At 37.2% G+C, this 26,588-nt stretch carries 24 protein-coding genes and 2 riboswitches; of the genes, 18 read left to right on the top strand and 6 right to left on the bottom strand.

The features are described 5' to 3' along the window. The first annotated feature begins 42 nt into the window (after positions 1-42). From CRI88_RS21300 to CRI88_RS21285, 4 genes are all read left to right on the top strand, one after another. Positions 43-660 (top strand): nitroreductase family protein, encoded by a 618-nt coding sequence (locus CRI88_RS21300; protein ID WP_089934260.1) that lies wholly within the window; start codon positions 43-45, stop codon positions 658-660. A 63-nt stretch (positions 661-723) separates the two neighbouring features. Further along, on the top strand, positions 724-1,266 hold the full coding sequence (locus CRI88_RS21295; RefSeq protein WP_036124636.1) for an NADPH-dependent FMN reductase: 543 nt from the start codon (positions 724-726) through the stop codon (positions 1,264-1,266). A gap of 514 nt (positions 1,267-1,780) precedes the next feature. After that, a complete protein-coding gene (locus CRI88_RS21290; RefSeq protein WP_058843585.1) occupies positions 1,781-3,175 on the top strand; it encodes a HAMP domain-containing sensor histidine kinase in 1,395 nt (464 codons plus the stop codon). Next, the gene (locus CRI88_RS21285; protein WP_036124632.1) at positions 3,153-3,854 is read left to right on the top strand and encodes a response regulator transcription factor; all 702 of its coding nucleotides are present in this window, start codon (positions 3,153-3,155) and stop codon (positions 3,852-3,854) included. The genes CRI88_RS21290 and CRI88_RS21285 overlap by 23 nt, the downstream gene beginning before the upstream one ends. Before the next feature lie 40 nt (positions 3,855-3,894). Here CRI88_RS21285 and CRI88_RS21280 read toward each other — a convergent pair whose 3' ends face one another. Then, positions 3,895-4,464, bottom strand: coding sequence for a YdhK family protein (locus CRI88_RS21280; RefSeq protein WP_058843586.1), 570 nt, complete (start codon positions 4,462-4,464; stop codon positions 3,895-3,897). A gap of 312 nt (positions 4,465-4,776) precedes the next feature. Then, a riboswitch (cobalamin riboswitch) is annotated at positions 4,777-4,964 on the top strand. Between the two features lie 145 nt (positions 4,965-5,109). Between CRI88_RS21280 and CRI88_RS21275 the strand changes: the two genes are divergently transcribed. Both CRI88_RS21275 and CRI88_RS21270 read left to right on the top strand, forming a co-directional pair. Then, the gene (locus CRI88_RS21275; protein WP_036124629.1) at positions 5,110-6,156 is read left to right on the top strand and encodes a FecCD family ABC transporter permease; all 1,047 of its coding nucleotides are present in this window, start codon (positions 5,110-5,112) and stop codon (positions 6,154-6,156) included. Positions 6,157-6,161: 5 nt separating this feature from the next. Then, positions 6,162-6,953: a heme ABC transporter ATP-binding protein gene (locus CRI88_RS21270; protein WP_036124627.1), complete on the top strand. Its 792-nt coding sequence runs from the start codon at positions 6,162-6,164 to the stop codon at positions 6,951-6,953. A gap of 282 nt (positions 6,954-7,235) precedes the next feature. Here CRI88_RS21270 and CRI88_RS21265 read toward each other — a convergent pair whose 3' ends face one another. The 3 genes from CRI88_RS21265 to CRI88_RS21255 all read right to left on the bottom strand — a co-directional run bounded on the left by CRI88_RS21265 (position 7,236) and on the right by CRI88_RS21255 (position 8,553). Continuing rightward, on the bottom strand, positions 7,236-7,550 hold the full coding sequence (locus CRI88_RS21265) for a DMT family transporter (protein WP_058843587.1): 315 nt from the start codon (positions 7,548-7,550) through the stop codon (positions 7,236-7,238). Further along, the gene (locus CRI88_RS21260) at positions 7,550-7,903 is read right to left on the bottom strand and encodes a DMT family transporter (RefSeq protein ID WP_036124623.1); all 354 of its coding nucleotides are present in this window, start codon (positions 7,901-7,903) and stop codon (positions 7,550-7,552) included. Before CRI88_RS21260 ends, CRI88_RS21265 begins: the two co-directional genes overlap by 1 nt. Before the next feature lie 71 nt (positions 7,904-7,974). Then, a complete protein-coding gene (locus CRI88_RS21255; protein ID WP_058843588.1) occupies positions 7,975-8,553 on the bottom strand; it encodes a TetR/AcrR family transcriptional regulator in 579 nt (192 codons plus the stop codon). A 213-nt stretch (positions 8,554-8,766) separates the two neighbouring features. Between CRI88_RS21255 and CRI88_RS21250 the strand changes: the two genes are divergently transcribed. The 4 genes from CRI88_RS21250 (at position 8,767) to CRI88_RS21235 (ending at position 12,399) form a co-directional block, all read left to right on the top strand. Further along, the gene (locus tag CRI88_RS21250) at positions 8,767-8,937 is read left to right on the top strand and encodes a hypothetical protein (RefSeq protein ID WP_180957837.1); all 171 of its coding nucleotides are present in this window, start codon (positions 8,767-8,769) and stop codon (positions 8,935-8,937) included. A gap of 99 nt (positions 8,938-9,036) precedes the next feature. Continuing rightward, positions 9,037-10,203 (top strand): endonuclease Q family protein, encoded by a 1,167-nt coding sequence (locus CRI88_RS21245; protein ID WP_036124615.1) that lies wholly within the window; start codon positions 9,037-9,039, stop codon positions 10,201-10,203. A 100-nt stretch (positions 10,204-10,303) separates the two neighbouring features. After that, positions 10,304-11,926: an S-layer homology domain-containing protein gene (locus CRI88_RS21240; RefSeq protein WP_101967018.1), complete on the top strand. Its 1,623-nt coding sequence runs from the start codon at positions 10,304-10,306 to the stop codon at positions 11,924-11,926. A gap of 104 nt (positions 11,927-12,030) precedes the next feature. Next, positions 12,031-12,399: an ion channel gene (locus tag CRI88_RS21235; protein WP_036124610.1), complete on the top strand. Its 369-nt coding sequence runs from the start codon at positions 12,031-12,033 to the stop codon at positions 12,397-12,399. 46 nt (positions 12,400-12,445) lie between these two features. Here the strand turns inward: CRI88_RS21235 and CRI88_RS21230 are convergent, their stop codons facing one another. Continuing rightward, entirely contained in the window at positions 12,446-12,733 is a 288-nt protein-coding gene (locus tag CRI88_RS21230; protein WP_036124608.1) for a DUF2653 family protein, read from the bottom strand. Next, positions 12,721-13,185: a hypothetical protein gene (locus CRI88_RS21225; RefSeq protein WP_058843591.1), complete on the bottom strand. Its 465-nt coding sequence runs from the start codon at positions 13,183-13,185 to the stop codon at positions 12,721-12,723. Before CRI88_RS21225 ends, CRI88_RS21230 begins: the two co-directional genes overlap by 13 nt. A 184-nt stretch (positions 13,186-13,369) precedes the next feature. Here CRI88_RS21225 and CRI88_RS21220 point away from each other — a divergent pair, with 184 nt between their 5' ends. From CRI88_RS21220 to CRI88_RS21185, 8 genes are all read left to right on the top strand, one after another. Then, positions 13,370-14,386 (top strand): YdcF family protein, encoded by a 1,017-nt coding sequence (locus CRI88_RS21220; RefSeq protein ID WP_058843592.1) that lies wholly within the window; start codon positions 13,370-13,372, stop codon positions 14,384-14,386. A gap of 72 nt (positions 14,387-14,458) precedes the next feature. Next, on the top strand, positions 14,459-15,745 hold the full coding sequence (locus tag CRI88_RS21215; RefSeq protein WP_036124602.1) for an SEL1-like repeat protein: 1,287 nt from the start codon (positions 14,459-14,461) through the stop codon (positions 15,743-15,745). Between the two features lie 624 nt (positions 15,746-16,369). Further along, positions 16,370-17,662 carry a globin-coupled sensor protein gene (locus CRI88_RS21210; protein ID WP_036124600.1) on the top strand — a complete coding sequence of 431 codons (1,293 nt, stop codon included), beginning with the start codon at positions 16,370-16,372 and terminating at the stop codon, positions 17,660-17,662. Positions 17,663-17,894: 232 nt separating this feature from the next. After that, positions 17,895-19,289: a protoporphyrinogen oxidase gene (locus CRI88_RS21205; RefSeq protein ID WP_058843593.1), complete on the top strand. Its 1,395-nt coding sequence runs from the start codon at positions 17,895-17,897 to the stop codon at positions 19,287-19,289. A 99-nt stretch (positions 19,290-19,388) separates the two neighbouring features. Next, a riboswitch (SAM riboswitch) is annotated at positions 19,389-19,489 on the top strand. A gap of 91 nt (positions 19,490-19,580) precedes the next feature. Beyond that, positions 19,581-21,428: a bifunctional homocysteine S-methyltransferase/methylenetetrahydrofolate reductase gene (locus tag CRI88_RS21200; protein WP_036124596.1), complete on the top strand. Its 1,848-nt coding sequence runs from the start codon at positions 19,581-19,583 to the stop codon at positions 21,426-21,428. Then, positions 21,421-24,852 carry a methionine synthase gene (gene metH, locus CRI88_RS21195; protein ID WP_058843594.1) on the top strand — a complete coding sequence of 1,144 codons (3,432 nt, stop codon included), beginning with the start codon at positions 21,421-21,423 and terminating at the stop codon, positions 24,850-24,852. The genes CRI88_RS21200 and metH overlap by 8 nt, the downstream gene beginning before the upstream one ends. 33 nt (positions 24,853-24,885) lie before the next feature. Continuing rightward, positions 24,886-25,374 (top strand): GNAT family N-acetyltransferase, encoded by a 489-nt coding sequence (locus tag CRI88_RS21190; RefSeq protein WP_058843595.1) that lies wholly within the window; start codon positions 24,886-24,888, stop codon positions 25,372-25,374. Between the two features lie 110 nt (positions 25,375-25,484). Beyond that, on the top strand, positions 25,485-26,516 hold the full coding sequence (locus CRI88_RS21185) for a Delta(5) desaturase DesA (RefSeq protein WP_058845202.1): 1,032 nt from the start codon (positions 25,485-25,487) through the stop codon (positions 26,514-26,516). Positions 26,517-26,588: the final 72 nt, after the last annotated feature.

Here is a 26,588-nt window from a genome sequence, read left to right as displayed (position 1 = left end):
TTACTACTGGATGAATACATAATTATATTGGGGGTTTAATAAGTGGAATTTTCCAAGCTGATTGATAAGCGTCGCTCTGCTAATAATTTTATCAAGGGCGTTAAGATGACTGAGGAAGATATTCGTCCTATTTTGGAGGATGTTAAGCTCGCCCCATCAGCATTTAACTTACAGCATGCAAGCTATATCGTTGTGCTGGATGAGGATATGAAGGAAAAGGTGCGAGAGGCGGCATTTGGTCAATATAAAGTGCATTCAGCTTCAGGGGTAATCCTTGTCTTAGGTGATAAAGAAGCTTATAAAGATACTGCTGAACTAAGTCAAGGTATGGTTGATTTGGGTATAATAACAGCTAGTGAACTAGTAGAGATTGTTGCAGAGAATACTAAATTTTATGAAGAACGTGGTGAGACATTTATGAAGGATGAAGCTATTCGAAATGCGTCTTTGTCTGCCATGCTATTTATGCTTGCTGCAAAAAATCGCGGCTGGGACACTTGTCCTATGATTGGCTTTGATCATCAGAAATTGCGAGAACTATTTCATGTGCCAGAAACCAAAGAGATAGCACTGATGATTACAATTGGGAAAGAAAAAGAAGACAGTCGTCGCTTACGAGGCTATCGCAAGCCAGTTGAAGAATTTGCCACTTATTATTAATGTGGTATAAAATAGAATTGCTATACAAATACTATGAATAATGTACATTTAGGAGGAAACATCATGAAAGTGGTAGCTATCGTTGGTAGTATCCGTAAAGAATCTTATAATATGCAATTAGCTCAATTTATTCAAAAACGTTATACAGAAAAGTTAGATCTTGAAGTTTTAAGCTTAAAGGATCTACCAATGTATAATCAAGATATCGAAAATGAAGCACCGCAAGAGGTTCTTGATTTTAAAGCAAAAGTAAAGGCGGCAGATGCTGTACTATGGGTGACACCAGAATATAATGGTACAGTACCAGGCGTTATGGTCAATGCCATTGATTGGCTATCTCGTGTAGATAAAGTAATGATTGGTAAACCATCTATCATTATGGGTGCATCTATGGGGAACTTAGGTACTGTAAAAGCGCAATTACATTTACGCGATATTTTATTCTCTCCTGGCATTAACTCACCATTACTAAGCGGCAATGATGTTTACATTGGTGCTGTTCACACTAAATTCGATACAGAAGGCGATTTAACTGATGAAGGTACAGTAAAATTCCTTGATGTAGTCATCGATAACTTTTTAAACTGGGCAAAAAAATACATTTAATTAAAATCTGACCCATAAGTATACTTTACTTATGGGTCATCTTATTAGAAAAATAAGAATGGCAGTTGAGCAAAGCAAAGTTGATTTCCTTTGTGAACGATCACTTTGTTCTTTGCATAGAGCTAAGCTTTCAAGGATCATCCGATGAACTGTTTCACCCACATTGTTCTCTCCAAAACTACTTCTGTGACGCTAATCCCCAAGGAGTCGCTTGTTTTTCTTCAATCAATCCATTACTCATCAACTAATTTTATAGCAAGTCAGGTTAACGAGGATAGCTTAAGCAATATTATGTACTAAATTAATTAACTGTTGCTGACGTACATGGGTTGTGACAATCATTTTATAAAGTTGTGCCGAATTCAAGACCCTGCACAAGAAGAAGCATTAGCATCAAGAAATTTCCCTTAGTGGAGGTCCATTTCGTTATAGACATTTTTTTAATGTTGTTTCTGCATGAAATCTTCATACTTTCACGCTATACTTTTAAGAAATTCTAAAATGGTGGTTACAGATGAGAAAATTATCACTAAAGCTGGGCATCATCTTTTTTATTACATTATTTTGTATCGAAACATTTATGATGTTTTTTTTACATGTCTCCTTAACCAATTCTAGAGTTGAGGAAGAGCTAGCAAGTTTGCAAGCAAGGGGAAATTCACATCGTACGGTATTAGAACAGAACTTCAACGAGGAAACGCTAGCACATGTGGTACTTATGGAATCTAATGAAAGTACGGATGTAGTAGTGACTGATTATGAGGGAACAATACTGGTTTCTTCGCAGCCTGATTTAGAAATTAGTGATATGATTCATAAGATTGAGGGAAAAATACCGTATGAGGGAAGGATCTTACAAGATGATTGGCAAGAGGTTCAAGCGATTGCCACTATTAGTCCTATTCAAAATCAGCAAAGAACGATTGGCTATGTCTTTATGTTTCAAAATACAGACTCCATTCATGCGTTAATGAAACGCTTAAATAAACATTTTCTCATCGTTGGGTTAGTATCTGGTCTTGTCACTATAGCAGTCATTATCGTTCTATCTCGAAAGCTTGCTAAACCATTAATTCAAATGAAAGAGGCCACATTGAAAATGAGCAAAGGTGATTTTACAGTCGCCCTTTCTACCAATGGGAAGGATGAGCTTGGGGATTTATCGAATGCTATACAGCTGTTGTCTAACGATCTGAATCATTTAAGGCATGAGCGTAAGGAATTTTTATCGAGCATTGCACATGAGCTTCGCACACCGCTAACCTTTATTAAAGGCTATACCGACATTCTTTCGAAACGGGATTTAACAGAGCAGGATTGTCAAAAGTATTTAGCCATTATAATAGAAGAAACAAATAGACTTTCTCGATTAATTAAAGATTTATTTGATTTAGCTAAAATGGATGAAAACTCGTTTGTGATTGAACAACAAAACGTACATTTAAATTCATTTTTTACAAACATTGAAAAAAAGCTAAGCCCTGCTTTTCAAGAGAAGGGTATACATTTTATTGTACGTTATGAAGAGGGCTTGACAGTATGGGCAGATGAAGCAAGGCTAGAGCAAATCCTAATAAATCTATTAAATAACGCATTAATCTATTGTGCGTCAGGAGATACGACTTCAGCCACCGCAAAGAAACACAATGATGTTTTAAGCATTATCGTTCAAGATACAGGGAAGGGGATTCCAAAGAAGGATTTACCCTATATTTTTGAACGATTTTATCGAGTGGAAAAATCTCGTAGTCGTGCTTTAGGTGGTTCTGGACTGGGGCTTGCTATTGTCAAGGAACTTGTACAGGCGCATGGGGGCGAAGTGAAGGTTAGCAGTGAAATAAATAAAGGAACTACTTTTGAATTATCTTTTAAAGGGGTAGAAACAGATGAAAACCATTTTATGCATTGATGATGAGCCAAGAATGTTAGATTTATTAACCCTTTATTTAGAGCCGAATTTTTATTGTAGAGCTATGTCTTCCGTTCAAGAGGCTTTCGATTTTTTAGAAGATGGGCATGCAGATTTAATTCTTTTGGATGTTATGATGCCAGAGATGGATGGGTGGCAGGCGTGCCAAGAAATTAGGAAGTTTTGGGATGTACCCATCATTATGCTTACTGCAAAAGGAGAGCATGCGGATATTGTAAAAGGCTTAAACCTCGGTGCTGATGACTACATATTAAAACCCTTCGATGAGGAAGAGTTATTAGCACGTATATATGCGGTATTAAGAAGATCGAAAATAGAGGAAAAGGTTATTAGCTTTGAGGGTCTTCGCTTAGATAAGGAATCCTTTGAATTATATTTTCAACATGAGGCAATTCCCCTAACACCAAAGGAATTTTCCATGCTTGTTTTATTTTTAGATCATCAAAATAAAGTATTTTCTAGAGAACATCTAATCACCACAGTCTGGGGATATAATGTGACGATTGAAGATCGTACCATTGATTCTCATGTGCGTAATTTACGAGAAAAATTAAGAAAAAGTGGGTTCCCTGCGGATGATTACTTGCAAACAGTATGGGGTATCGGCTATAAATGGCATAAGTCAATTGATAGAAAACCGTTACAACACAAAAGCTAGAAAACAACCTCTGCCAGAAATGCTGGAGAGGTTGTTTATATTATTTTGAGGTTAATTCTTCTTCTGTCACCCATTTATGATTTTTAACAGCTTCACCATTTGTGGTCGAAGTGTAATCAACCATATAAACAGTCGTTTGGATAGCCTCCTCAATACGGACAGTCGCATTTTCCATACCTTCCATATGCGCTGCGTCCGTTTTTACTTCTGTGCCAGGGGCTAGTGGTGCTTCTTCTGGATCAATCAATTCTTCATGAATCACCCACTTATGATTTTCTACACGCTTTCCACCGGAAGTTGGCTCATAGGAAATAACATAGGCAGTTGTGTTATAGGCACCTATTATTGTTGCTTCGGCATCTCTCATACCGTCCATATGTCCATCCGTAATAATCACGTTACTTCCAACAGAAAACTTCGGATTATCCGCGTTCTTTAATGTGGATGGTACTTCACCTGAGCTTGAGTGGTTCATCGTAGAATGATCCATTTCTTCAGCAGTGTTATTGGAAGTAGATACAGGCTTCGTTTGCTCCTCCGCACAAGCTGTTAAACTAATGAAGGCCGTTACTGCTAGAAGTCCAGTAGACCATTTTCTTTTAAATATCATGTAATATCCTCCTCACTATTTTCCCTTACTGTAGCAAACAAATGTGCAGAAATGATGGATGTCAATTGCTTTTTGACATGAATGAAGAGAGCGAAATGTTATTGATGTATGTGATAGGAAAAATGGCTAAGATGTGGTGGAGTATCCTCCCATGCCAAAACTATTAAGTAATAGATAGCCAATTTATAACGAGCAAATAGCTATTGTGCTCAAAACTGCGAAGATACAGCTTATATATTGTTCTTCCTTAGAAATAAAATTCCATGTAGACTAACAATCTATAAAAATGTATGATAGAATCGTCACAATTTTATAAATTCAAATACTATTGGTGTGCCATTTTATAATGTCACTTAAAAGGGAAGTCGGTGTAAGTCCGACGCTGTCCCGCAACTGTAACGAGGAGTCCTATAATATTATTTGCCACTGTGGAAGAATGGGAAGGCAATTATAGGGTGTTGAATCGAAGCCAGGAGACCTGCCAGTTAGTAATACCTGTAATGCCCACGAGGATGCAAGCAATTACGGACAATAGCTGGATTTTTTCTGACTTTGTTTATTCTAGGGTATTTCTATGCGTCGTTGCGTATGGAATACCTTTTTTTATTGCTTCATTCATCACTATTCAGTAGGAGTTTAAAACGGATGAATAAAAAGTTTATATTTTTTTCCTTAATCCTTTTCTTCGTATTAATTGTTTCTATGACCTTTGCTGTCATGGTCGGCTCTGTATCAGTTACACCATTATATGTATGGAAAGTTATTCTTTCTAAAATCCCCTTTATACAAAATGCCATAGAGCAGGATTGGAGTCGCTCACAGGAAATTATCATTTGGCAAATAAGAGCACCTCGTGTTTTATTGGCTGCTATTGTTGGTGCTGGATTAGCCATTGCGGGGGCAGCCATTCAGGCACTTGTGCGAAATTCCATTGCTGACCCGTATATTTTAGGGATTTCTTCAGGGGCAGCCGTCGGAGCGACATCTGTGATTATTTTAGGAGCCTTTTCATTTTTAGGTATTTACGCGCTTTCAATATCAGCCTTTCTAGGATCATTACTTGCCATTGCACTGGTGTTTTTCTTATCTCGTGTTGGGGGACGGGTTTCTATTTTTCGTCTGTTATTGGCAGGTATGGCTGTTTCCTTTATTTTAACGGCCATTTCTAATTTTATTTTAATGATGTCAAAGCAAGAGGGGGCTTTAAAAGCTGTTATGTTTTGGATGCTAGGTAGTCTAGCAGGAGCTAAATGGAATAATATTATCATTCCAGCTTCCATATTTTTCGTCGTATTTGGGCTTCTCTGGCTACACTATCGAAATTTAAATTTACTTTTACTTGGGGAAGAAGCGGCAGTGACGTTAGGCGTTAATCTTCAGCAATTTCGGATTCAGCTTATATTACTTGTCTCCCTGTTAACAGGTGTACTGGTGGCAGTCAGTGGCTCTATTGGTTTTGTAGGTCTAATTATCCCTCATATAGTACGTTTAATTGTGGGATCTAACTATAAATATGTGATACCGATTAGTGCTTTAATAGGGGGGATTTTCTTAGTGTGGGCTGATGCCTTTGCTCGAATTATCATTGCTCCTCAGGAAATGCCAATTGGTATTATTACAGCCTTTTGTGGAGGTCCATTTTTCATTTGGCTACTCCGTCGCAATAATTATTCTTTCGGTGAAGGAGATTAACTTATATGACATTAGAAGCAAAGCAAGTATCATTCTCCATTAACGATCAACGTATACTACATGAAGTAAGTATTCAAATAAAGAAAAAGCAGTTTGTTGGGTTAATTGGTCCTAATGGTAGTGGCAAATCAACATTGCTAAAAAATATGTATCGTCTTCTAAAACCTGAAAGCGGGACGGTATTATTAAATGAGCATGATATTTTAAAGCAATCTAGTAAAGCAATTGCGAAGAATTTAGCTGTTGTTAGTCAAGATACACCTGTTTTATTTGATTTCACTGTACATGATTTAGTTAGCATGGGGAGAACGCCACATAAAAAACTGTTAGAGCTAGATCAAGAGCAAGATTTTCAAATTGTTAAAGATGCTTTGAAGCAAACAGGTATAGCTCATTTAGAAAAACGAAGCTTTAGCTCCCTTTCAGGTGGAGAGAAAAAACGTGTAATGGTTGCACGAGCACTAGCACAGCAAGCACAAGTGCTTATATTAGATGAGCCAACGAATCATTTAGATATCCAACATCAACTTCAGCTTATGGACTTAATTCAAACCTTACATTTAACAGTAGTTGCGGCTTTACATGACTTGAATATTGCGGCAATGTACTGTGATCAAATTTACGTTTTGCAGCAAGGTCGAATCGTGTGTCATGGGACACCCGAGGAAGTGCTAACACCAGCATTGTTACAAGAAGTATTTGGTGTTTTTGCTGATATTCAAACACATTCCTTGACTGGTAAACCATACCTCACGTATGTTCCTGATCAATTCGCAAAGAAGGTCAGTCAAGTTTAAAAAAGTAAGGACAATTATTTTACATAATATATTCATTATGAAAGTAGCATTTACGAAAATACATGGCATTGGAAACAGTCATATCAGGAAGAGTTTTTATGTTTCTTAGTTAGAAAAATAGTCAATGTTTATACAGGAGACGGATTTTTCATTAGCTAGAGTAAGGATCGCAGTGTATCTGTTTAATTATAAAAATGTAACAGGTTCAAAGATATACTCAATGGTTTAAATGACAAAGGACATTCCTCGATATTAGAAGGATGTCCTTTGATTGTAGTTTAATTAAGATACGGCCTTTAACCCTGCTACACCGATGATAATAGCGATGATACTGATAATTCGTGGTAGATTTTTGGATTCACCAAAGAAAATGATATTGACAAGCACTGCACCGACAGTACCAATACCTACCCAGACAACATAGGCAATGCTTAGCTGTAAATAATTGAAGGAAGCATATAAAAGGGCAAATGATAATCCAAAGCCACCGACATATAATAATAAATTTCGTATCGTTTTATTTTGACTATAAAAGCGTAATCCAATAACACCTATAATTTCGGCTATTGCTGCTAATAAAATATATACCCAACCCATTATGCATTCACTCCTTTCTTTTCATCGTGATCTGTTGGTGCGTTATCTGCTAATTTTAATCCAATAACGCCCGATATTAAAATAAACATGAAAATACCTTTAATCGCATTAAACTCTCCATCGAAAATAAAAATGTCCATTAATGTAGTGCCAATTGCACCTGCACCAGCGAAAATAGCGTATACGGTACCAGTAGGTAGGTTTTCACAAGCTTTTGATAAGAAGTGAAAATCGATAGCAATTATAGACACAATAATAATCCAATGCCACCAGGAACTTGCTACATTAAAACCAAATATCCAAAATAATTCAAATAAACTTGTTAGACCGACATATAACCATTCTTTTTGCATAATTAAAATCCTTTCATTAATAGAATAAATGACTGACGTTCAGTCATTTTATAGGTAAAAGAGAACGTCACTTACGCGTGACGTAGGCCAAGTGCATGATATAAAAAGTCTAGAAGTTCAAGCTTAAGCAGTGTCATCGTTTCTTCCTTGCTGTCATCAAACAAATAAACTTGTTCTGCGGCAGATTCAATTAGACCAATAATAAGCTTTGCTGACCGTGATGGATTAATTGAATCTCGAATGATGCCTTGTTGTTGAGCCGTTAATAAGAAATTACTCATCCAATCATAGTATGGTGCATAAATGCTTTCCCATTCTTTTAAATGCTCTGTTTGTGCAATTCCAGCATAAATGAGTGCAACGATATCACCATATTCCTTTGTGATCGAGAAAATGATTTCAACAACCTCTTCAAGTTGCTGATCAAAAGGCTTATGATCTGAAACACCTTCATCTACGGTAGTAATAATTCTTTCTACCATATTTTTTGCAATAGCTGGCATGACAGAAAGGCGTGATGGGAAGTAGAGATAAAATGTTCCTTGAGCAATCCCAGCAGCTTTGACGATATCTGAAACCTTCGTCTTTTCAATTCCTTTTTCGCGAAAAACTTCAATTGCAGCTTGAATAATTTTTTCTTCCTTTGACATGCAATCCCTCACTTTTGCCTTACTTGTTTAGTATGTTACAGGAGGAGAAAAACAATGTCAATAAAAAATGACTGAATATCAGTCATTTCCATTTTCATTCAACAAACGTTTGGAAATTAGCTAAATCACAGAGCTGTACGCAATTGTGATGAGGTGAAATGATGTATACTTTTTTTATTTCAGGGAACTTTATGAGTGAAAGGATTGATGATAATGGAAGACATTAAATTTGCTCAATTAGATCCACAGCAACTTGCGAAAATTAACGAGCTTGAAAAAAAGATTGGTGTGACATTAATTGCCTATGATTCATCGTCAGGGTCATCACATAGTTCAGATGCTTATGAGACAAATAATAGCACTACCGCCAATCATCCATCATAATAAAGTGAGAAATACCTTGCTGTGATGTAAGGTATTTTTATCTTGAATCCGCTTGAACAAAGATTTTTACGTATTTGAATACTAAAGGGAGCGATTGAAATGCAAACATTTTATGCAGATTTACATATTCATATTGGGCGTACTTCTAGTGGGCGTGCAGTGAAAATTACTGGTAGTAAAACATTAACGTTAGCAAAAATTTTAGAGACTGCTAGTGCTAGAAAGGGATTAGATATTATTGGGATTATTGATTGTCATTCACCCGAAGTAATCGAAGAAATGATGGAGATGATTGAACAAGGTGAACTACAGGAATTAAAAGAGGGCGGCCTACGCTTTCAGGAAACAACGTTGATTCCAGGGTCGGAAATCGAAATTTACGATCAATATTGTCATGGACCTATTCATGTGCTTGCTTACTTTCCAACACTGATGTTAATGAAGCAGTTCTCTGATTGGATGTCCCAACATATGAAAAATATCCACTTGAGTTCACAGCGAATTTATTGTGACGGTCTCACATTACAGCGAAAGGTGCATGAATTGGGAGGTCTGTTTATTCCTGCCCATGTTTTTACACCATTTAAAAGTTTGTTTGGTAGAGGGGTTGAGCGTAGCTTAACAGAAGTCTTTGATCCGCAGCTTATCGATGCCATTGAATTAGGGTTAAGCTCTGATACCAATATGGTAAGTCGTATCAAAGAATTACAAGCATATACGTTCGTTAGTAATTCTGATGCCCATTCGCTTGGAAAACTGGCACGTGAGTATCAAAAGTTACAATTAGCAGAAGCAAATTTTGCAGAATTAAAAATGGCTCTACATGAACAACAAGGTCGAGCAGTAACAGCGAATTATGGTTTAAATCCTTTGCTTGGCAAGTATCATCAAACGGTCTGTGCTAAATGTGGAGAACGACTAGGTAACGAAGCTACCATATGTACAAACTGTGGAAGTATGCAAATCGTAAAGGGTGTAGCTACACGTATTCAGGAACTATCAGAGGATTTTCTGAATGAACGAAATAGACCGCCTTATATTCATCAAGTACCACTTGATTTCATCCCTGGTATTGGCCCTAAAATGATGGAACGTCTAATAGAAGCATTTGGTACTGAAATGAATATTTTACATGTGGTAACGCTCAACCAGCTTGAACAAGTTGTGCCACATAAAATCGCCCATTTAATTGATTTAGCTAGAACGGGTCAATTAGCGATCGAGGTTGGTGGTGGTGGAATATATGGAAAAATACAGTCTGAGTAGAGAAAAGTTTAAAAAGATTGCTGTAATTTAACCTATTTTTAACTCGCCTCTAGTAAAATAGTGAAAACAATGACTATTTTACAAGTGGAGGAGAGAGTAAATGCGATTATCAAAGAAATTTCGTTATTTAGCAGCGAGTGTACTGGCTTTGCAATTAACCATCCCTGTAGTAGCTAATGCACAAGAACAAGACGACTACATAGCACCAAGCTGGGTTATTCAATCTGATTATGTGGCACTAGGCGACTCATTAGCACATGGAATGAATGAGGTAGGTGTTATTGGGTTAGGCTACACGGATTTTATTGCACAGGCCTTACAGCAGGGTGGCTTCCTTACTTCTTATAATAAGGGCTTTGCTATGTCAGGCTACACTACCAAAAATGTTTTAGCAGATTTACAAAATGATGTAGAAAAAACAGTCACAGGTTTTGGATACACAAAGGAACAAGTAAAGTTACGAGCTTCTATTAAAGAGGCAGAAATCATTACATTAACGGCTGGAGCAAATGATTTATTACCATTATTAAAAGAGTCCCAAACAACGGGAATTGATACGATGGCTCTTGTTAAAGCTACTAAAGAGGCTGTATCGAATATTGCTACAATCCTATCTGAAATCAAAAAGATAAATCCACAAGCAGAAATATATGTGATGGGCTATTATAATTCTTTCCCATACTATAGTGAGAATCTACAAAATCAATTTAAACTGTTATTGGCTACAGTGAATTCAACAATTAAAGCAACCACTGAAAAAGCAGGCGCTATTTTTGTGCCGACATACGATGTTGTTGCAAAGGATGTTGCAAGCTATTTACCAAACCCTGATAACATTCATTTAAGTGAAGCTGGTTATTTAGCGGTCGCAAATGAAGCATTTTTACCAATCATTAAAACTAGCTCGTTATGGGATATAACGAAGGCTATTCAAGTAGATGTGAAAGATCGTACAACTGTAGAGGTTAAATGGCAGGACGCGACAGATAATGTAGGTGTGGCAAATTACAATGTCTATGTGAATGGAAAATTAATCGCAACATTGGATGCAGATACGACAACATTTACACTTGAAGATTTAACAGAAAATACAACCTACAATGTTTCCATCAAAGCAATCGATGCAGCTGGTAATGAAAGTGTTCAAAATCCAACGATTACTTTCACTACAAAGGGAACAGTAAGCTTTACAGATACAGCACAGCACTGGGCGAAAGAATACATTCAAAAAGCTGCGGGTGCTGGGCTAATGAATGGTTATACGGATGGGACATTTAGACCTGATAGTAGTGTAACGCGTGTGCAGGCCGCTGCTATTCTTGTAAGAAGTTTAGAGTTATCTACAGATGAGAAGGCACCATTTACTGACATTGCAAATTATGATGCAGTAACACAATCAGAAATTGCAGCAGCATATGTTCATGGGCTTATTAAAGGAACTGATGGGAAATTTAACCCTGGACAGTCTGTTACACGTGCTCAACTAGCCTTAATGATAAGTCGTGCCTATGAACAGCAATTTAATCAACCATATAGTGCAAAGGGCGATGTGCCATTTACAGATGTAACCTCTTATAATGCAGAAACAAAACGTGCCATTACCATGTTGTATGAGTTGGGGATTGTGACAGGAAATGAAGGGAAATTCTCACCAGAAGCTGTCACAACAAGAGGTCAAGCCGCTAAAATATTTACAAGCCTTAGTCAAATATTCATTAAATAATTCAGAAAAGGTAGGGGGACATCACCTCTACCTTTTGACGTTTTTAATAAAAACGAAGTATAGTCTAACTATGTTGTAGAACGTATTTAAAGAGGAGAATGGGGATGCTGTCATTTATATTATCTGCGAAAAGATTAGTAAAAGGGTTGTGGAAGTCATTTAAACGTCCTCAATTTATCTCATTATTTACTACATTGTTTTTAATCATTTTATCAGGAACACTGTTTTACAAGGGAACGGAAGGATGGTACTGGTTAGATGCTATGTATTTTGCTGTAGTGAGTTTGATACCAACAGGCGTAGAAACAGGGTTATATCCAACAACGACTTATTCTAAAGTATTTACAATGATTTATTTAATAGTTGGTACGGGAGTAATGTTTATTATGTTGCTAATGCTAGGGCGTTCTATCGTAGATTTTTCTCTTAATGAGGAAGAAAAAGAAGAGATGAAGAAACGTTTGAAAAAATAAAAAGCAGTACGATGAATTTTTGAACAATTCATTGTACTGCTTTTTTTTATGATAGTTTGGCAATAATGCCTTCCTCGTCGTCTAAAACAAGCTCAATCCCAGTTGAGAATGGGTCACTATGTAGAACATCTTTAATCCAAACACGTAATGCACCAATCATAGCTGCTGTATTAAGTACTTCGATTTGACCGTTTACTTCAACCTCTGCACCAAAGCCAGCGTCATCTTCGTAAGTCAATTCGACAAGAACTGCCTCGGGACGAATGTTTTTATAATAAGCTTGAGATAAACAAATAGCATTAATAATATCTTGTTCGTTGATTATTTGTGCCATTGTGCTTCCTCTTTGCGCTTTTTCTCTTTAAACATATTCATAATCTTTACCACAAGCATCACGATAACGGCAATTGCAGCTACATTAATGAGTAGACCTAAAATATTGCCAAGAATCCCCATGCCACTAAATAGACTGCCGAATAATAAACCAGCTAGACCACCAAGCATTAAGCCTTTCATTAGACCGCCAGAGAAAAAGCCGCCTTTTTTAGTAGTATCCACTTTATTAGTAGAGGATGAGTTGTTTTTATTTGTTGTTGCATTATTTTGATCTTTAGAAGTATCCTTAGATTTTTGGATATTCGAGCTATTATTGTTGTTAGTGAAGCCTTTTTTACCTGATTTATAGGATTTAGCTTCTGCCGTTGGCGTATCCGAAATGAATAATGTTGCACCAACAGTCGAAAATATCAGTGTCGCTGCAAAAAGAGCGGCAAGAATTTTTTTCATTACTTACATTCCTCCAATATAATTTTGAATTTGGTCATAAACTAGTTCTTATATAGTAATATTACATGAACTATATTAAAAAATAAAACAAACGCCTTCAATAATTGAGCTATATCATCAAATTTGAACAAGTAGTGACAAATGCCATGATTGTGAAAATTCTGCAATAGAAAGGAGTGAAACGATGCTACTAACTTTAACACTTTTCACCACATTATTTCTCGTGTTGTACTTAACAGAAAAAAGGCGCTTTCTCAATGCGGTAGCACTAGGTTTAATAGGGATATATATGATAAGAGCGTTCATTATGCACTATCCATTATTGCTGCCAAATGATCAGGGGATTATTTCAGAAATGGGGATATTTATTATATTGGGAAGCTTTCCAAGCATTATGTTTATTTTATCAATCGCAATGTTTTTCAATAGTAAAGTATTATTAGAGAAGGAAGGGCGTAAAGTACGTAATTTAATGTTAGCCATTCTCGGACTAAGTTTTGTTATTATGATGATATGGTATGTTTTCGTCATTTTTATCCAAATAGAAAATATACTTTGGCATATTCTTTTCTTCTATGCGTTTTTGGTTTTTGGCTATACAATGTTTTTATACACAAGTGTCCTTGCCTATGCAATACTGTATCATTTTACACCCATACGCTATGAACCAGATTATATTATTGTATTGGGCTCAGGGTTAATTGGGGATAAAGTGCCCCCACTTTTAGCAAGTCGTTTAGATGAGGCAGTAAAGCAGTATAAAAAGTATGGGGAGAGAGCTTTTATTATTGTCTCTGGTGGTCAAGGCAATGACGAAAAGCTAACCGAGGCATATGCCATGAAACAATACTTAATAGATGTACATCATCTTCCCACTGACAAGATATTGCTCGAAGATCAATCGACCAATACAGAACAAAATATGGTCTTTTCCAAAAAAATAATGGACCATCATGCGCAGGGAGAAAAATATCGTTCGCTATTTGTGACCAATAATTTCCATGTATTTCGTGCAAGTATTTATGCTAAGAAAGCAAAGCTAGATGCAGAAGGAATTGGCTCAAAGACAGCCTTTTACTATGTTCCCAATGCATTTACACGAGAATTTATAGGCTTATTAGATATGTATAAATGGGCCCATATTACAGTTTTTTTAATCATTACGCTATTCGTTGGCTTATTATTGAGAGCATATGTGTAACCAAATTTCAACTGTCTTCCATATAATAGTGGCAAGGCAGTTTTTTTACATAGTGTGCAAGGGAGGAAAATAATGTACGAGCAAATGTTAGCCAAGCGAAATAAAGAAAGAATTGATTCCCTACAAAATCTGACACAGTCAGAAAATACATGGTTTGCTCAAAATATAAAATTACTTACATTCACGGAAGTTACCCTAACAGCCTTGCAAAAAATATTGTATCAAATAGTGCGAGGGCTATTGAAAGAACAGCAACAACGGCATTTACAAATTATCCATTCAGAACAATCTCAGTCCATACAGGAGAATGTTTTAACATTGTTAGCGGAATATGACGATGTCTTGCGTGATGCCATTCCCGAATCTATCTATATCCTTGTTTGGCAAATTTCTTCGTTAGAAAAGCTAGCAAGCCGTATAGCAGTAGTTGATGATGTACTTGATATTGTGGAGTGGTACTTCCGTCATCAAGATGAACAGCTCCCTATTTTAGATGAAGAGGATTTAGATCATGAAGTCATTATTGATTTATATAAAGAAGCAGTTGAAGAACAAGACGCAGATGCACAATATCAATTGGGAGAATACTACAACGCTAGAGAAGGTGAACATTTTCAACCTGAAAAATCATTGAAATGGTTTGAATTAGCAGCGCTTCAGAATCATGCAGATGCTCAATACGTACTAGGGAATTTTTACTTTGAGGGGATTGGTGTGGAAGAAAATGATTCCCTTGCTTTTTCATACTATGAAAAAGCAGCTTTACAGGGGCATGCGGATGCCGCCAATAATTTAGCGGATATGTATTTCAATGGGGAGGGCGTACCGCAAGATTTTATATTAGCAAAACAATGGTTCGACTATGCTGCTGAAAAAAATGTGGCAGAGGCGATGTTTACGTTAGGAATTATATACGAGCAGGGACTGGGTGTCGAAGCAGATGTAGAAGCAGCCTTTAATGCCTACAAAAAATCAGCAGAGCTAGGTTATGTCGAAGCGCAATATCGGCTTGGTGGAATATATTTAGAGGGACGCTTGGGTCAAACAAAGGAGGTAAACCGCGGCCTCTTTTGGTATGAAAGAGCGGCTGAACAATATCATGTAGATGCCTTTTATGATTTGGGCTATATATGGAGTAATGGACTAACTGGTATACGCAATATCGAAAAAGGTATTCATTGGTTTAAACAGGCTGCAATTCAAGGAGACGCGGATGCTAAGCTACAACTAGGGCATATTTACAATAAAGGTGAAGGAATTGCTAGAAATCTGAAAGAAGCCATCAAGTGGTATGGCCTCGCAGCGGATGCTGGTGTTGCAGAAGCTTCTAAAATATTACAGGAACTTAAAGGATTGTAAATTTTGTGTGAAAAAATATAGTTTATTTGAATTATTTATTTGCCATACATTTATAAAACTTTTGATTTAAAACGGGCTGTGTTTTTAGGTATATAGATGCTCTTGTGGAGAGGGTAAAAAATATTGATATAGTGATATTTAAAGAAGATTAATAAAAAAGGATAAGAAAAATAAAAAAAATAGGCATAATAAACAAGAAAACGGGTAAAAAAGCTACCAAATAATATTGTGGTAGCTTTTTTCTTATGCATTACCATTAATTTTAAGATAGGGACTTTTGGTGTGGTATATGTAAAAAAACGGAATCGATAAGATTGACAGCAATTTATAAAATGATTAATGTAAATGAGTGATTTTGAAATAAAGCATACGTAAATAAGTCTACTGTTAGTCATGTACTGACTAGGTCTGCTTGCTGAGCGGGAATATTTTTTATGTGATTGTACAAAGAGGTACTCGACATGCTTTTGGAGGAAGTGTGCCAGACAGAAAGAGTATTAGCCCATAGCATAATAGCTAATCTGTTTTTATCGGTATTTTTTCTTGTATCAATCAATATGTTAAAAAAGGGATTTGGTGTTTCTCAGCCTGCTGAAAGTAAACGGAATGAAAGAGGGAAGATGTGTGATTTTTCAAAAACAGAGAAAGACGAAGGTATTGGATTTACAGCAATATACAGTAAAAATGGATTTGTCTACTCGCCAATCAATGGTGAAACAAATTGAAATGCTGAATCTAACGAAGCAAGACTTACAATATTTAAAAGCTTTCCAGCCATATGTTATGGACAATGTAGATCACATCGTAAACCGTTTTTACAACATGATAGGAACAGAGCATCATTTGGTAGATATTATAAGTCATCATAGTTCTGTAGACAGACTTAAAGTAACGCTACGGCAGCATATTATTGAAATGTTTAACGGAACCATTGATGAGGTGTATTACCAAAGACGAGTAAAAATTGCAAAGGTACATGTTCATATTGGGCTTAGAACCCAATGGTATATTTGCGCATTCCAAGATTTATCCATATCATTTATTGATTTAGTCGAAAAAAATATAGAGCACCCCCAAGATCAATTTAATACGATCAGGGCCATATCGAAAATTTGTAATTTCGAGCAGCAGCTGGTTTTGGAGGCTTTTGAAAACACTGTAGAACAAATGAAAGAAAAAATGATGCATGAGAAAGAAGCTATTGAACGACAAATTGTTGATTCTTCCGAAGCACTTGCCACAATTTCTCAGGAAACAAATAATTCATTTTGCTGCTTAAGCAAGCAATCTGACGAAATTAAACAATTGGCTAAAAAATCACTTGATGTCTCAACACTGGCTGAAAATCAAGCACTTGAAGGTCGTGAACGTTTAAAAAATCAATCACAAAATATGCTTAATATTATTCATTCACTTCATGATATAGAAGAAAATATTGAACAATTATCGGATATGTCTAGGGAAATGGAGACAATCATGAATGTTGTTACTAATATTGCTAATCAAACCAATCTGTTGGCATTGAATGCTGCAATTGAAGCGGCGCGTGCTGGAGAAGCGGGCAAAGGCTTTAGTGTAGTGGCTGATGAGGTGCGTAAATTATCTATTCAAACGAAGGATTCGGTTACTTCGGTGGCATTGTTATTGAAAAAAACGAGTGAACGGACAGAGAAATTAGAGCATTCTCTGGCAAATATTCAAGATGAAGTAGCGTCAGGTGAGGAAAACATGTTACAAACTGAAGGTCAATTTACAAGCATATTGGGAGCCATGACAGAAGCAAAGGATCAAAACGACTGTATGGCAACGAAAATACAAGCAATCGTCGGGATATTAAACGAGTTAGGGACATCATTTACAGAAGTAACGAATTCAGCAGAAAACTTAGCGAGCTTTTCCCAAAATCTAAAAGGATAGACTACTAAATTAACGTTTATGTTTCCGTATTTTTTAAACATATTAAACACTATAGTACCTATAAATATGTGTATTTTTTGTAAACCTTGAAATGGAAATTCCATATGATTAAGCTAGAGCTATCTCACAGATGAGGTAGCTCTATTTTTGCTAAATTTGTAAAGGGTTTAACGTAATTTTCAATGAAAATAAGTTTATACTGTAGGAAGAACTAAAAATAGGGGCGGTTACTATGAAAACAGTTGTTGTATTAGGTGGCGGTATTACAGGATTATGCACAATGCATTATTTACAACGTCAAGTGAAGGAAAATAATGTAGATGTGCGTCTAGTGCTTGTAGAAAAAAATACATATTTAGGGGGCAAATTATATTCAACACATGAGCAAGGTTTTATTATGGAAACAGGTGCTGACTCGATTGTAGCTCGTCATAAAGGTGTTATGGAGCTTGTACAGGAGCTTGATTTTGAGGAGAATCTAGTTTACAACGAAACAGGTATTTCCTATATTTATACGAATAATGAATTACATGCCATTCCGGCAGATTCTACTTTTGGAATACCAATGAGTTTGGCATCCTTGGAGCAAAGCACATTGATTACAGAGCAAGGTAAACAAGATGCATTAAAAGATTTGACTTTACCAAACAAAGACTTCACAAAGGAAAGTTCAATTGGAGAGTTTTTAACCTATTATTTAGGGGAAGAGCTTGTGAAAAATCAAATTGCACCCGTTCTTGCAGGTGTTTATTCAGGGGATTTACACCAGCTTTCGATTGCCTCTACTTTACCGTACTTGATTGACTATAAGAACGAGTATGGAAGTATCATAAAAGGCTTTGATGCGAATCGTGAGCAATTTGCTAAAGCAGCCAATAAAAAGTTTATATCGTTCAAAAACGGTTTATCTTCTCTAATTGATCGTCTCGAACAAACATTAACTGATGTAGAGATCATCAAGGGTGTCGCAACTGTCAATGTTCAAAAGCAAGAAAACCACTATTCAATTGCCTTAGCTAATGGTGAAAGCATCGAGACAGATTATGTCGTTTTAGCACTGCCGAATGAGGCTGTTCAAGGCCTACTACAGGATGAATCATTAAACCGTTATTTTGACCAATTTACGACAGCTTCAGCAATTACGATCTATTTAGGTTTTGATGTACCAGACTCTAGATTGCCAGCAGATGGAACGGGCTATATTGTCTCACATAATTCTGACGTTACATGTAATGCTGCAACTTGGACAAGTCGTAAATGGAGGCATACATCAAGAGATCATAAATTACTTGTGCGACTCTTTTATAAAAGCATCAATCCAGCATATGAGCAACTCCGTGCCATGTCTGACGAAGAATTAGCAGCGGTTGCTTTAGAGGATGTGCGCAAGAGCCTAGGAATAGAGGAACAGCCAACAGTTATTAATGTCACAAAATGGATTGATCAAATGCCAAAATATGATCTAGCTCACCGTGAAGCATTACAAGGTTTAGTTCAAGAATTACAAGAAAACTATCCTAATCTATCCATCGCAGGTTGTTCATACTTCGGGGTAGGGATTGGTGCTTGTATTCAAAATGGGAAAAAAATCGGTGAGGAGCTTGCAAAGGAACTAGCCAATTTCTAAGCTTTTAAGTGAAAAATATCCTTGTTATGTGAAATAGTCTTGACTCATTCGTCAGTAAACGATATGATTCTTTTAATTATTTAAAAAATTCATACTACATTCTTATCAAGAGAAGCAGAGGGACTGGCCCATTGAAGCTTCAGCAACCAACTTTTTTGTCAGGTGCTAAATCCAGAAGACCATTGAGTCGAAGATGAGAAGGAAAAAACAATGATGAGTCATTAAAGCCTTCTTTTTTTTATAAAAGAAGGCTTTTTATTATACAGAGATATAGGAAGAGAGGCTAGTTTAATGAGATTGCTTGAAAGGTTAAAAACGCATGTATTGACGGCAGATGGCGCAATAGGCACAGTACTTTATGGCTATGGTTTGGAGTATTGTCATGAGGAAATGAATGTACAGAAACCTGAGTTAATTGAAAAGATTCATAGAGAATATATTGCAGCTGGTGCTGATATCATCCAAACGAATACGTATGGTGCAAATGCCATTAAATTAGCTCGCTATGGATTAGAATCGCGTGTCCAACAATTTAATGAAGCAGCGATTACAATCGCAAAGCGAGCTGCGGCAGATGGAGGTCAGTTTGTCTTAGGGACAATTGGTGGTATTCGTGGTATTCGTAAAAGTGATGCAACGTTAGATGAAATCTTAGCAACTATTGAGGAGCAAGCGAGTGTTTTACTTGCTGGGAATCCAGACGGCCTTTTACTCGAAACCTATTATGATTTTGAAGAATTAACAGCTACCTTAAAGATGCTACGGACAAAGACAAAATTACCGATTATTGCGCAAGTTTCCATGCACGAACCTGGTGTTTTACAAAACGGTATGTCTTTAAATAACGCCCTGCATGAGCTAGAAAAACTTGGTGCGGATATTGTGGGTGTCAATTGTCGTTTAGGTCCACACCATACCATTCAGGCGTTTGAAGGTGTAGAACTTCCTGATAAGGCATTTATGTCGGCTTATCCAAATGCTTCACTCCTTGACTTAGAAGATGGTCGTGTCGTTTATGAGTCAGAAGCTGAATATTTTGGTCGAGCGGCTGTGGAATTACGTGATCAAGGGGTACGCTTAATTGGAGGCTGTTGTGGTACGACACCGAAGCATATAGCAGCAGCGAAGAAGTATTTAGAAGAGTTATCACCAGTTCATGAAAAGTATGCCAAACCCGAGAAGATTCAAATTGTTCGTGAAGCAGAGCCAACGAAGTATGAACCTCTTCATGAAAAAGTAAAGCGCGAACGCTCTGTCATTGTAGAGCTAGATACACCTAGACATCTGGAAATTGATGGTTTTCTGGAAGGGGCAAAACAATTGTATGATGCAGGAGCAGATGTCGTCATGATGGCAGACAATTCTCTGGCTTCTCCACGTATTAGCAATATTGCTATGGGTGCATTGTTGAAGAGTACTAATGGTGTACGTCCTCTAACACATATTACATGCCGAGATCGTAATTTAATCGGTCTGCAATCACATTTAATGGGGTTAAATGCATTAGGAATTCATGATGTGTTAGCTGTTACTGGTGATCCAACAAAAGTTGGGGACTTCCCAGGTGCCACAAGTGTTTATGATGTCTCATCAATGGAGCTGATCCAATTAATTAAACAGTTAAATCAAGGCATTTCCTTCTCAGGTAAACCACTTCGTAAAAAAGCAAATTTTTCAGTAGCTGCTGCATTTAATCCAAATGTCCGTGTATTAGATCGTGCTGTGGCACGCTTAGAGAAGAAAATTGAGTATGGAGCAGACTACTTTATTTCACAGCCAGTATATACGAAGGAAAAAATTGTGGAAATTTATGAGGCAACCAAGCATTTGCAAGCACCTATTTATATTGGTATTATGCCCGTTACAAGTTATAAAAGTGCTGAATTCTTACATCATGAGGTGCCAGGCATAAAATTATCTGAAGATGCCTTAGCAAGAATGAAGGCCTGTGGTGAAGATAAAGAACGTGCAACATTTGAGGGGATTGCCATTGCGAAGGAATTAGTTGAGGTGGCTGCACAGTATTTCAATGGCATTTACCTTATCACTCCATTTTTACGTTATGATGTGACATTAGAGTTGATGAAATATATTGAGCAATTGGATGAACAGAAAAAAGGGGTAAGTATACATGGCTAAGCACTTGATTGAAAAGCAACTAGAGAAACGTATTTTAATTCTTGATGGCGCAATGGGAACAATGCTACAAAACGAAAACTTATCCGCTGAGGATTTTGGCGGGGAGGAGCTTGATGGCTGTAATGAAAATCTTGTGCTGACTAGACCTGATGTAATTAAGGAAATTCACCATAAATATTTAGAGGCAGGCGCAGATATTATTTGTACGAATACTTTTGGCGGGACACCTCTTGTGTTAAATGAATATGATCTTGGCGCAAAAGCGGAAGAAATTAATAAACGTGCCGTCGAAATTGCTCGTCAAGCAGTGGATAACTTTTCAACATCAGATTGGCCACGCTTTGTTGCTGGCGCAATGGGTCCAACAACAAAAACATTATCCGTAACTGGCGGTATTACATTTGATGAGCTAGAGGAAAACTTTTATGTACAGGCGAAGGCGTTAATTGAGGCAGGAGCAGACGTCCTTTTACTAGAAACTAGTCAGGATATGTTAAACGTAAAAGCAGGTACTCTAGGTGTAGCACGTGCTTTCGCGGCAACTGGCAAAGAACTACCCGTCATGATTTCAGGAACAATTGAACCGATGGGTACAACACTCGCAGGGCAAACGATTGATGCTTTTTATATTTCTATTGAACATATTAAACCACTATCCGTTGGCTTAAACTGTGCGACTGGACCAGAGTTTATGACGGATCATATTCGTTCATTAGCAGAGCTTTCCACAGGCTATATTAGCTGTTATCCGAATGCAGGCTTGCCGGATGAAGAAGGTTGCTATCATGAATCACCAGAATCTTTATCACAAAAATTAAAAGGCTTTGCAGAAAAGGGCTGGCTTAATATTGTAGGTGGATGTTGTGGGACGACTCCAGCTCATATCACAGCTATCCGTGAGGTTTTAAAAGATGAAAAACCACGCCAAATACCAGAGAAAACACATGGTCATGCGGTATCAGGAATCGAACCATTATTGTATGACGATTCTATGCGTCCATTATTTATTGGTGAAAGAACGAATGTTATAGGCTCTCGTAAATTTAAGAATTTAATCATTGATGGGAAGTTTGAAGAAGCTGCAGAAATTGCACGTGCGCAAGTAAAAAATGGTGCACATGTTATTGATATTTGTTTAGCCAACCCTGATCGTGATGAATTAGCTGATATGCGTGGTTTTATGCAGGAGGTTGTGAAAAAGGTTAAGGTTCCTCTTGTAATCGACTCGACAGATGAAAAGGTCATTGAGGAAGCATTAAAATTTTCTCAAGGAAAAGCCATCATTAACTCTATAAATCTAGAAGATGGTGAAGAACGATTTGATGCAGTAATGCCACTCGTAAAGAAGTATGGAGCCTCATTGGTAGTTGGAACCATTGATGAAATAGGAATGGCCGTTGATCGTCATCGCAAGCTTGAAATTGCCGAACGTTCCTATAAATTATTAACTGAAAAATGGGGACTTGCACCGGAGGATATCATTTTCGACCCGTTGATGTTCCCTGTAGGGACTGGTGATGAGCAGTATATTGGATCGGCTCTAGAAACAATTGAAGGAATTCGACTAATTAAAGAAAAGATGCCACAGACATTAACTGTACTGGGTGTAAGTAATATTTCATTTGGCTTACCACCAGTTGGCCGTGAAGTACTGAATGCTGTGTATCTTTATCATTGTACACAGGCCGGCTTAGATTATGCCATTGTCAATACAGAGAAACTAGAACGTTATGCATCCATTCCAGAGGCAGAAATTAAACTTGCAAATGACTTACTGTTTAATACGAATGATGAAACATTAGCAGTATTCACAGACTTTTATCGTGATAAAAAGAAAGAAAAAACCGAAGCGGATATACCAAAAACGGTTGAAGGTCGTTTAGCTTATTATATTTTAGAAGGTACAAAAGAAGGGCTGATTGAGGATTTAGATGCTGCACGCGAAATCTTTGAGGCGCCACTTGATATTATTAATGGTCCTTTAATGGCTGGTATGGCTGAGGTAGGTCGATTGTTTAATGATAACCAACTCATTGTAGCGGAGGTTTTACAATCAGCAGGCGTGATGAAGGCTGCTGTTGCCCATTTAGAGCAATTCATGGAAAAGGATGAAGAGAGTGCTGGAAAAGGGAAAATGGTTTTGGCTACCGTTAAAGGAGATGTGCACGATATTGGGAAAAACCTTGTTGATATTATTTTAAGTAATAATGGCTATAAGGTTGTCGATTTAGGCATTAAAGTAACACCAGCACAATTGATTGAAGCGATTCGCAAGGAAAAACCAGATTTTATCGGGCTATCAGGCTTACTGGTAAAATCAGCGCAACAGATGGTCATTACTGCTCAGGATTTCAAAGAGGCTGGCATTGATGTACCGATTTTAGTTGGTGGAGCTGCACTTTCTCGACGCTTTACAGAAACAAAAATTGCAGATGAATACAATGGTCCAGTTATTTATTCAAAGGATGCTATGCAGGGATTAGAGCAAGCAAATCTATTAATGGGTAAGGAAACGCGTGCGAATTTCTTAGCTGAAATCCAGGAATCTCGTCAAAAACGGCTAGAGGCAGATGTAAAAAGAGCTGCACGTCCAGCTAAAGAGATAACAATAAAGCCAGTACGTACAGTAAAGGGAGCGTCAGTATTTTTACCAGCTGATTTACGTCGTCATGTGAAGAAAGACTATGCAGTATCGCATTTATATCCATACGTCAATATGCGTACATTGCTGGGACATCATTTAGGCTTGAAAGGGCAGGTTCAGCAATTGCTAGATGCCGGTGATTCACGAGCAACAGAGCTAAAGGATTTAGTAGATGATTATTTAAAAAGTGATTTATTAAAGCCTTCAGGTTTATATCAATTTTTCCCTGCTCAAGCGGATGGTGATGATGTCGTTGTTTATGATCCTGCTGATAGTAAAACAGAAATTGAACGTTTTACTTTCCCGCGCCAGCAAGTGGAACCATTTTTATGTCTTGCCGATTTCTTAAAAACGGTAGAGAGTGGAGAAATGGATTATATTGCACTCATGGTGGTAACAGCAGGGCAAGGGGTTATGGCAACAGCTCGTCAGTTAAAAGAGGCTGGCAAATTCCTTGAAAGCCATGCACTGCAATCGACTGCACTAGAATTAGCAGAGGGCTTTGCTGAACGTATGCATCAAGAAATTCGTGACCAATGGGGCTTCCCAGATGCCACTGATTTTACAATGAGAGATCGTTTTGCAGCTAAATATCAAGGGCAGCGTTTTTCTTTCGGTTATCCTGCGTGCCCTAACTTGGAGGATCAGGAAAAACTATTCGGCTTATTAAAGCCTGAGGATATTGGCGTTCACCTTACGGAAGGTTTTATGATGGAGCCTGAAGCATCTGTTTCAGCGATTGTTTTTGCTCATCCCGATGCTCGCTACTTCAATGTTTAAGGCGTAAAATAGGAGGATATAGATAGTCAATTCATGGAAGAAAAAGATATACCTGAGGTTTTAGACATCTATAATGATATTATTTTAACAAGTAAGGCTGTCTACCGATATGATATACAAACTTTAGATGAAAAAATGCGATGGTATAAGGAGCAGCAAGCATTCGGCAATCCACTGCTTGTATTTGTGGAAAATGGGATTGTTGCTGGCTTTGCTACTTATAGTCAATTCCGTCCTTACCCTGGTTATCAATATACAATGGAGCATTCCGTCTACGTGCATAATGAGCATTATCAAAAGGGGATTGCAACGAAGCTCATGCATAAGCTTATAGCGATTGCAGAGGAGCGTGGTGTCAAAACACTCGTTGCTGGCATTGATGGAGAAAACAATGCTAGCATTAAAGCACATGAAAAATTAGGTTTTGAATATGCAGGTACAATTAAAAATGCAGGCTATAAATTTGAACAATGGCTAGACCTTGTGTTCTATCAGTTGCATTTGAATGGACCAACATCATAAAAAGGATATGACAAATGTCATATCCTTTTTATGATGTTTGCGTCTGTTACTGACTTGTACTCTTGTTTTATGATGAGGTCATAAGAAAAAAAGAAACGAGGGAGTAAAGGATGGCAACTATTAAAGAAAAAACAAAAAAGCTACGCCAAGATGTAGCGCCATTTGCTAAATCTAATACGGGTAAAAGTGTTTTTCAAATGATAAATACACTTGTACCGTTAATTGCATTGTGGGTTGCTGGTTACTTATTAGTAGATGTTTCACCTTGGCTAACAGTTGGCTTAAGTGCCATTTCAGCGGGGTTTGTCGTACGAACTTTTATTATTTTTCACGATTGCACACACGGATCATTTTTCAAAAGTAAAAAGGCAAACGACTGGGTTGGATTTTTTACTGGAGTGCTAACATCATTCCCATATGAAAAATGGAAACGTGAACATACAATTCACCATGCAACAAGCTCAAACCTAGACAAGCGTGGTATTGGTGATATTGATATGATGACAGTGGAAGAATATATGCAAGCCTCAAAGGGACAACGATTATGGTATCGCTTTTATCGTAACCCATTCGTTATGTTTGGGTTAGGACCATTATATATGGTGCTTATCTTAAATCGTTTTAATCGTAAGGATGCAAGAAAGAAAGAACGCTTGAACACAATTTTAACGAATATCGTTATGGTCGGAGTTTGTGCTGCTTTAATTTTCTTCATGGGCTGGCAAGCATTTTTATTAGTCCAAGGCGTTACCTTATTTATTGCTGGTTCTTTAGGAATTTGGCTGTTTTATATTCAGCACACATATGAAGATTCTTATTTTGAACATGAATCAGAATGGGATTATGTTAAAGCCGCAGTGGAAGGTAGCTCGTATTATAAATTGCCAAAGATTTTACAATGGGTTACAGGGAATATTGGTTTCCACCATGTCCATCACTTAGCTCCTCGAGTACCTAACTATAATCTTGAAAAAGCACATAATGAAACGCCGCCTTTACACATGGCAACAACGATTACGTTACGTACAAGTTTAGAATCATTACGTTACAAGTTATATGATGAAGATCAAGGCAAATTTGTATCGTTTAAAGAAGTAAATGAAATCATCAAACGCAAAGCAAGAGGCAGTATTGCCGCTTAGTTGAAAACAGCCATCTCTGCAAACGAGATGGCTGTTTTATGTAAAAGGATGGGTTTTGTCTAAAGCATGTGC

It is taken from the genome of Lysinibacillus fusiformis (assembly GCF_002845985.1).
In the GTDB taxonomy this organism is placed as follows: Bacteria; Bacillota; Bacilli; order Bacillales_A; family Planococcaceae; genus Lysinibacillus; species Lysinibacillus fusiformis_D.
The sequence above is the reverse complement of the archived record's forward strand: the minus strand, read 5'-3'. Positions and strand labels throughout refer to the sequence as shown.

Coding starts and splice junctions, on each gene's coding strand:
- CRI88_RS21295 (WP_036124636.1), top strand. CDS start 724: ATGAAAGTGGTAGCTATCGTTGGTAGTATCCGTAAAGAATCTTATAAT.
- CRI88_RS21290 (WP_058843585.1), top strand. CDS start 1,781: ATGAGAAAATTATCACTAAAGCTGGGCATCATCTTTTTTATTACATTA.
- CRI88_RS21285 (WP_036124632.1), top strand. CDS start 3,153: ATGAAAACCATTTTATGCATTGATGATGAGCCAAGAATGTTAGATTTA.
- CRI88_RS21280 (WP_058843586.1), bottom strand. CDS start 4,464: ATGATATTTAAAAGAAAATGGTCTACTGGACTTCTAGCAGTAACGGCC.
- CRI88_RS21275 (WP_036124629.1), top strand. CDS start 5,110: ATGAATAAAAAGTTTATATTTTTTTCCTTAATCCTTTTCTTCGTATTA.
- CRI88_RS21270 (WP_036124627.1), top strand. CDS start 6,162: ATGACATTAGAAGCAAAGCAAGTATCATTCTCCATTAACGATCAACGT.
- CRI88_RS21265 (WP_058843587.1), bottom strand. CDS start 7,550: ATGGGTTGGGTATATATTTTATTAGCAGCAATAGCCGAAATTATAGGT.
- CRI88_RS21260 (WP_036124623.1), bottom strand. CDS start 7,903: ATGCAAAAAGAATGGTTATATGTCGGTCTAACAAGTTTATTTGAATTA.
- CRI88_RS21255 (WP_058843588.1), bottom strand. CDS start 8,553: ATGTCAAAGGAAGAAAAAATTATTCAAGCTGCAATTGAAGTTTTTCGC.
- CRI88_RS21250 (WP_180957837.1), top strand. CDS start 8,767: ATGGAAGACATTAAATTTGCTCAATTAGATCCACAGCAACTTGCGAAA.
- CRI88_RS21245 (WP_036124615.1), top strand. CDS start 9,037: ATGCAAACATTTTATGCAGATTTACATATTCATATTGGGCGTACTTCT.
- CRI88_RS21240 (WP_101967018.1), top strand. CDS start 10,304: ATGCGATTATCAAAGAAATTTCGTTATTTAGCAGCGAGTGTACTGGCT.
- CRI88_RS21235 (WP_036124610.1), top strand. CDS start 12,031: ATGCTGTCATTTATATTATCTGCGAAAAGATTAGTAAAAGGGTTGTGG.
- CRI88_RS21230 (WP_036124608.1), bottom strand. CDS start 12,733: ATGGCACAAATAATCAACGAACAAGATATTATTAATGCTATTTGTTTA.
- CRI88_RS21225 (WP_058843591.1), bottom strand. CDS start 13,185: ATGAAAAAAATTCTTGCCGCTCTTTTTGCAGCGACACTGATATTTTCG.
- CRI88_RS21220 (WP_058843592.1), top strand. CDS start 13,370: ATGCTACTAACTTTAACACTTTTCACCACATTATTTCTCGTGTTGTAC.
- CRI88_RS21215 (WP_036124602.1), top strand. CDS start 14,459: ATGTACGAGCAAATGTTAGCCAAGCGAAATAAAGAAAGAATTGATTCC.
- CRI88_RS21205 (WP_058843593.1), top strand. CDS start 17,895: ATGAAAACAGTTGTTGTATTAGGTGGCGGTATTACAGGATTATGCACA.
- CRI88_RS21200 (WP_036124596.1), top strand. CDS start 19,581: ATGAGATTGCTTGAAAGGTTAAAAACGCATGTATTGACGGCAGATGGC.
- metH (WP_058843594.1), top strand. CDS start 21,421: ATGGCTAAGCACTTGATTGAAAAGCAACTAGAGAAACGTATTTTAATT.
- CRI88_RS21190 (WP_058843595.1), top strand. CDS start 24,886: ATGGAAGAAAAAGATATACCTGAGGTTTTAGACATCTATAATGATATT.
- CRI88_RS21185 (WP_058845202.1), top strand. CDS start 25,485: ATGGCAACTATTAAAGAAAAAACAAAAAAGCTACGCCAAGATGTAGCG.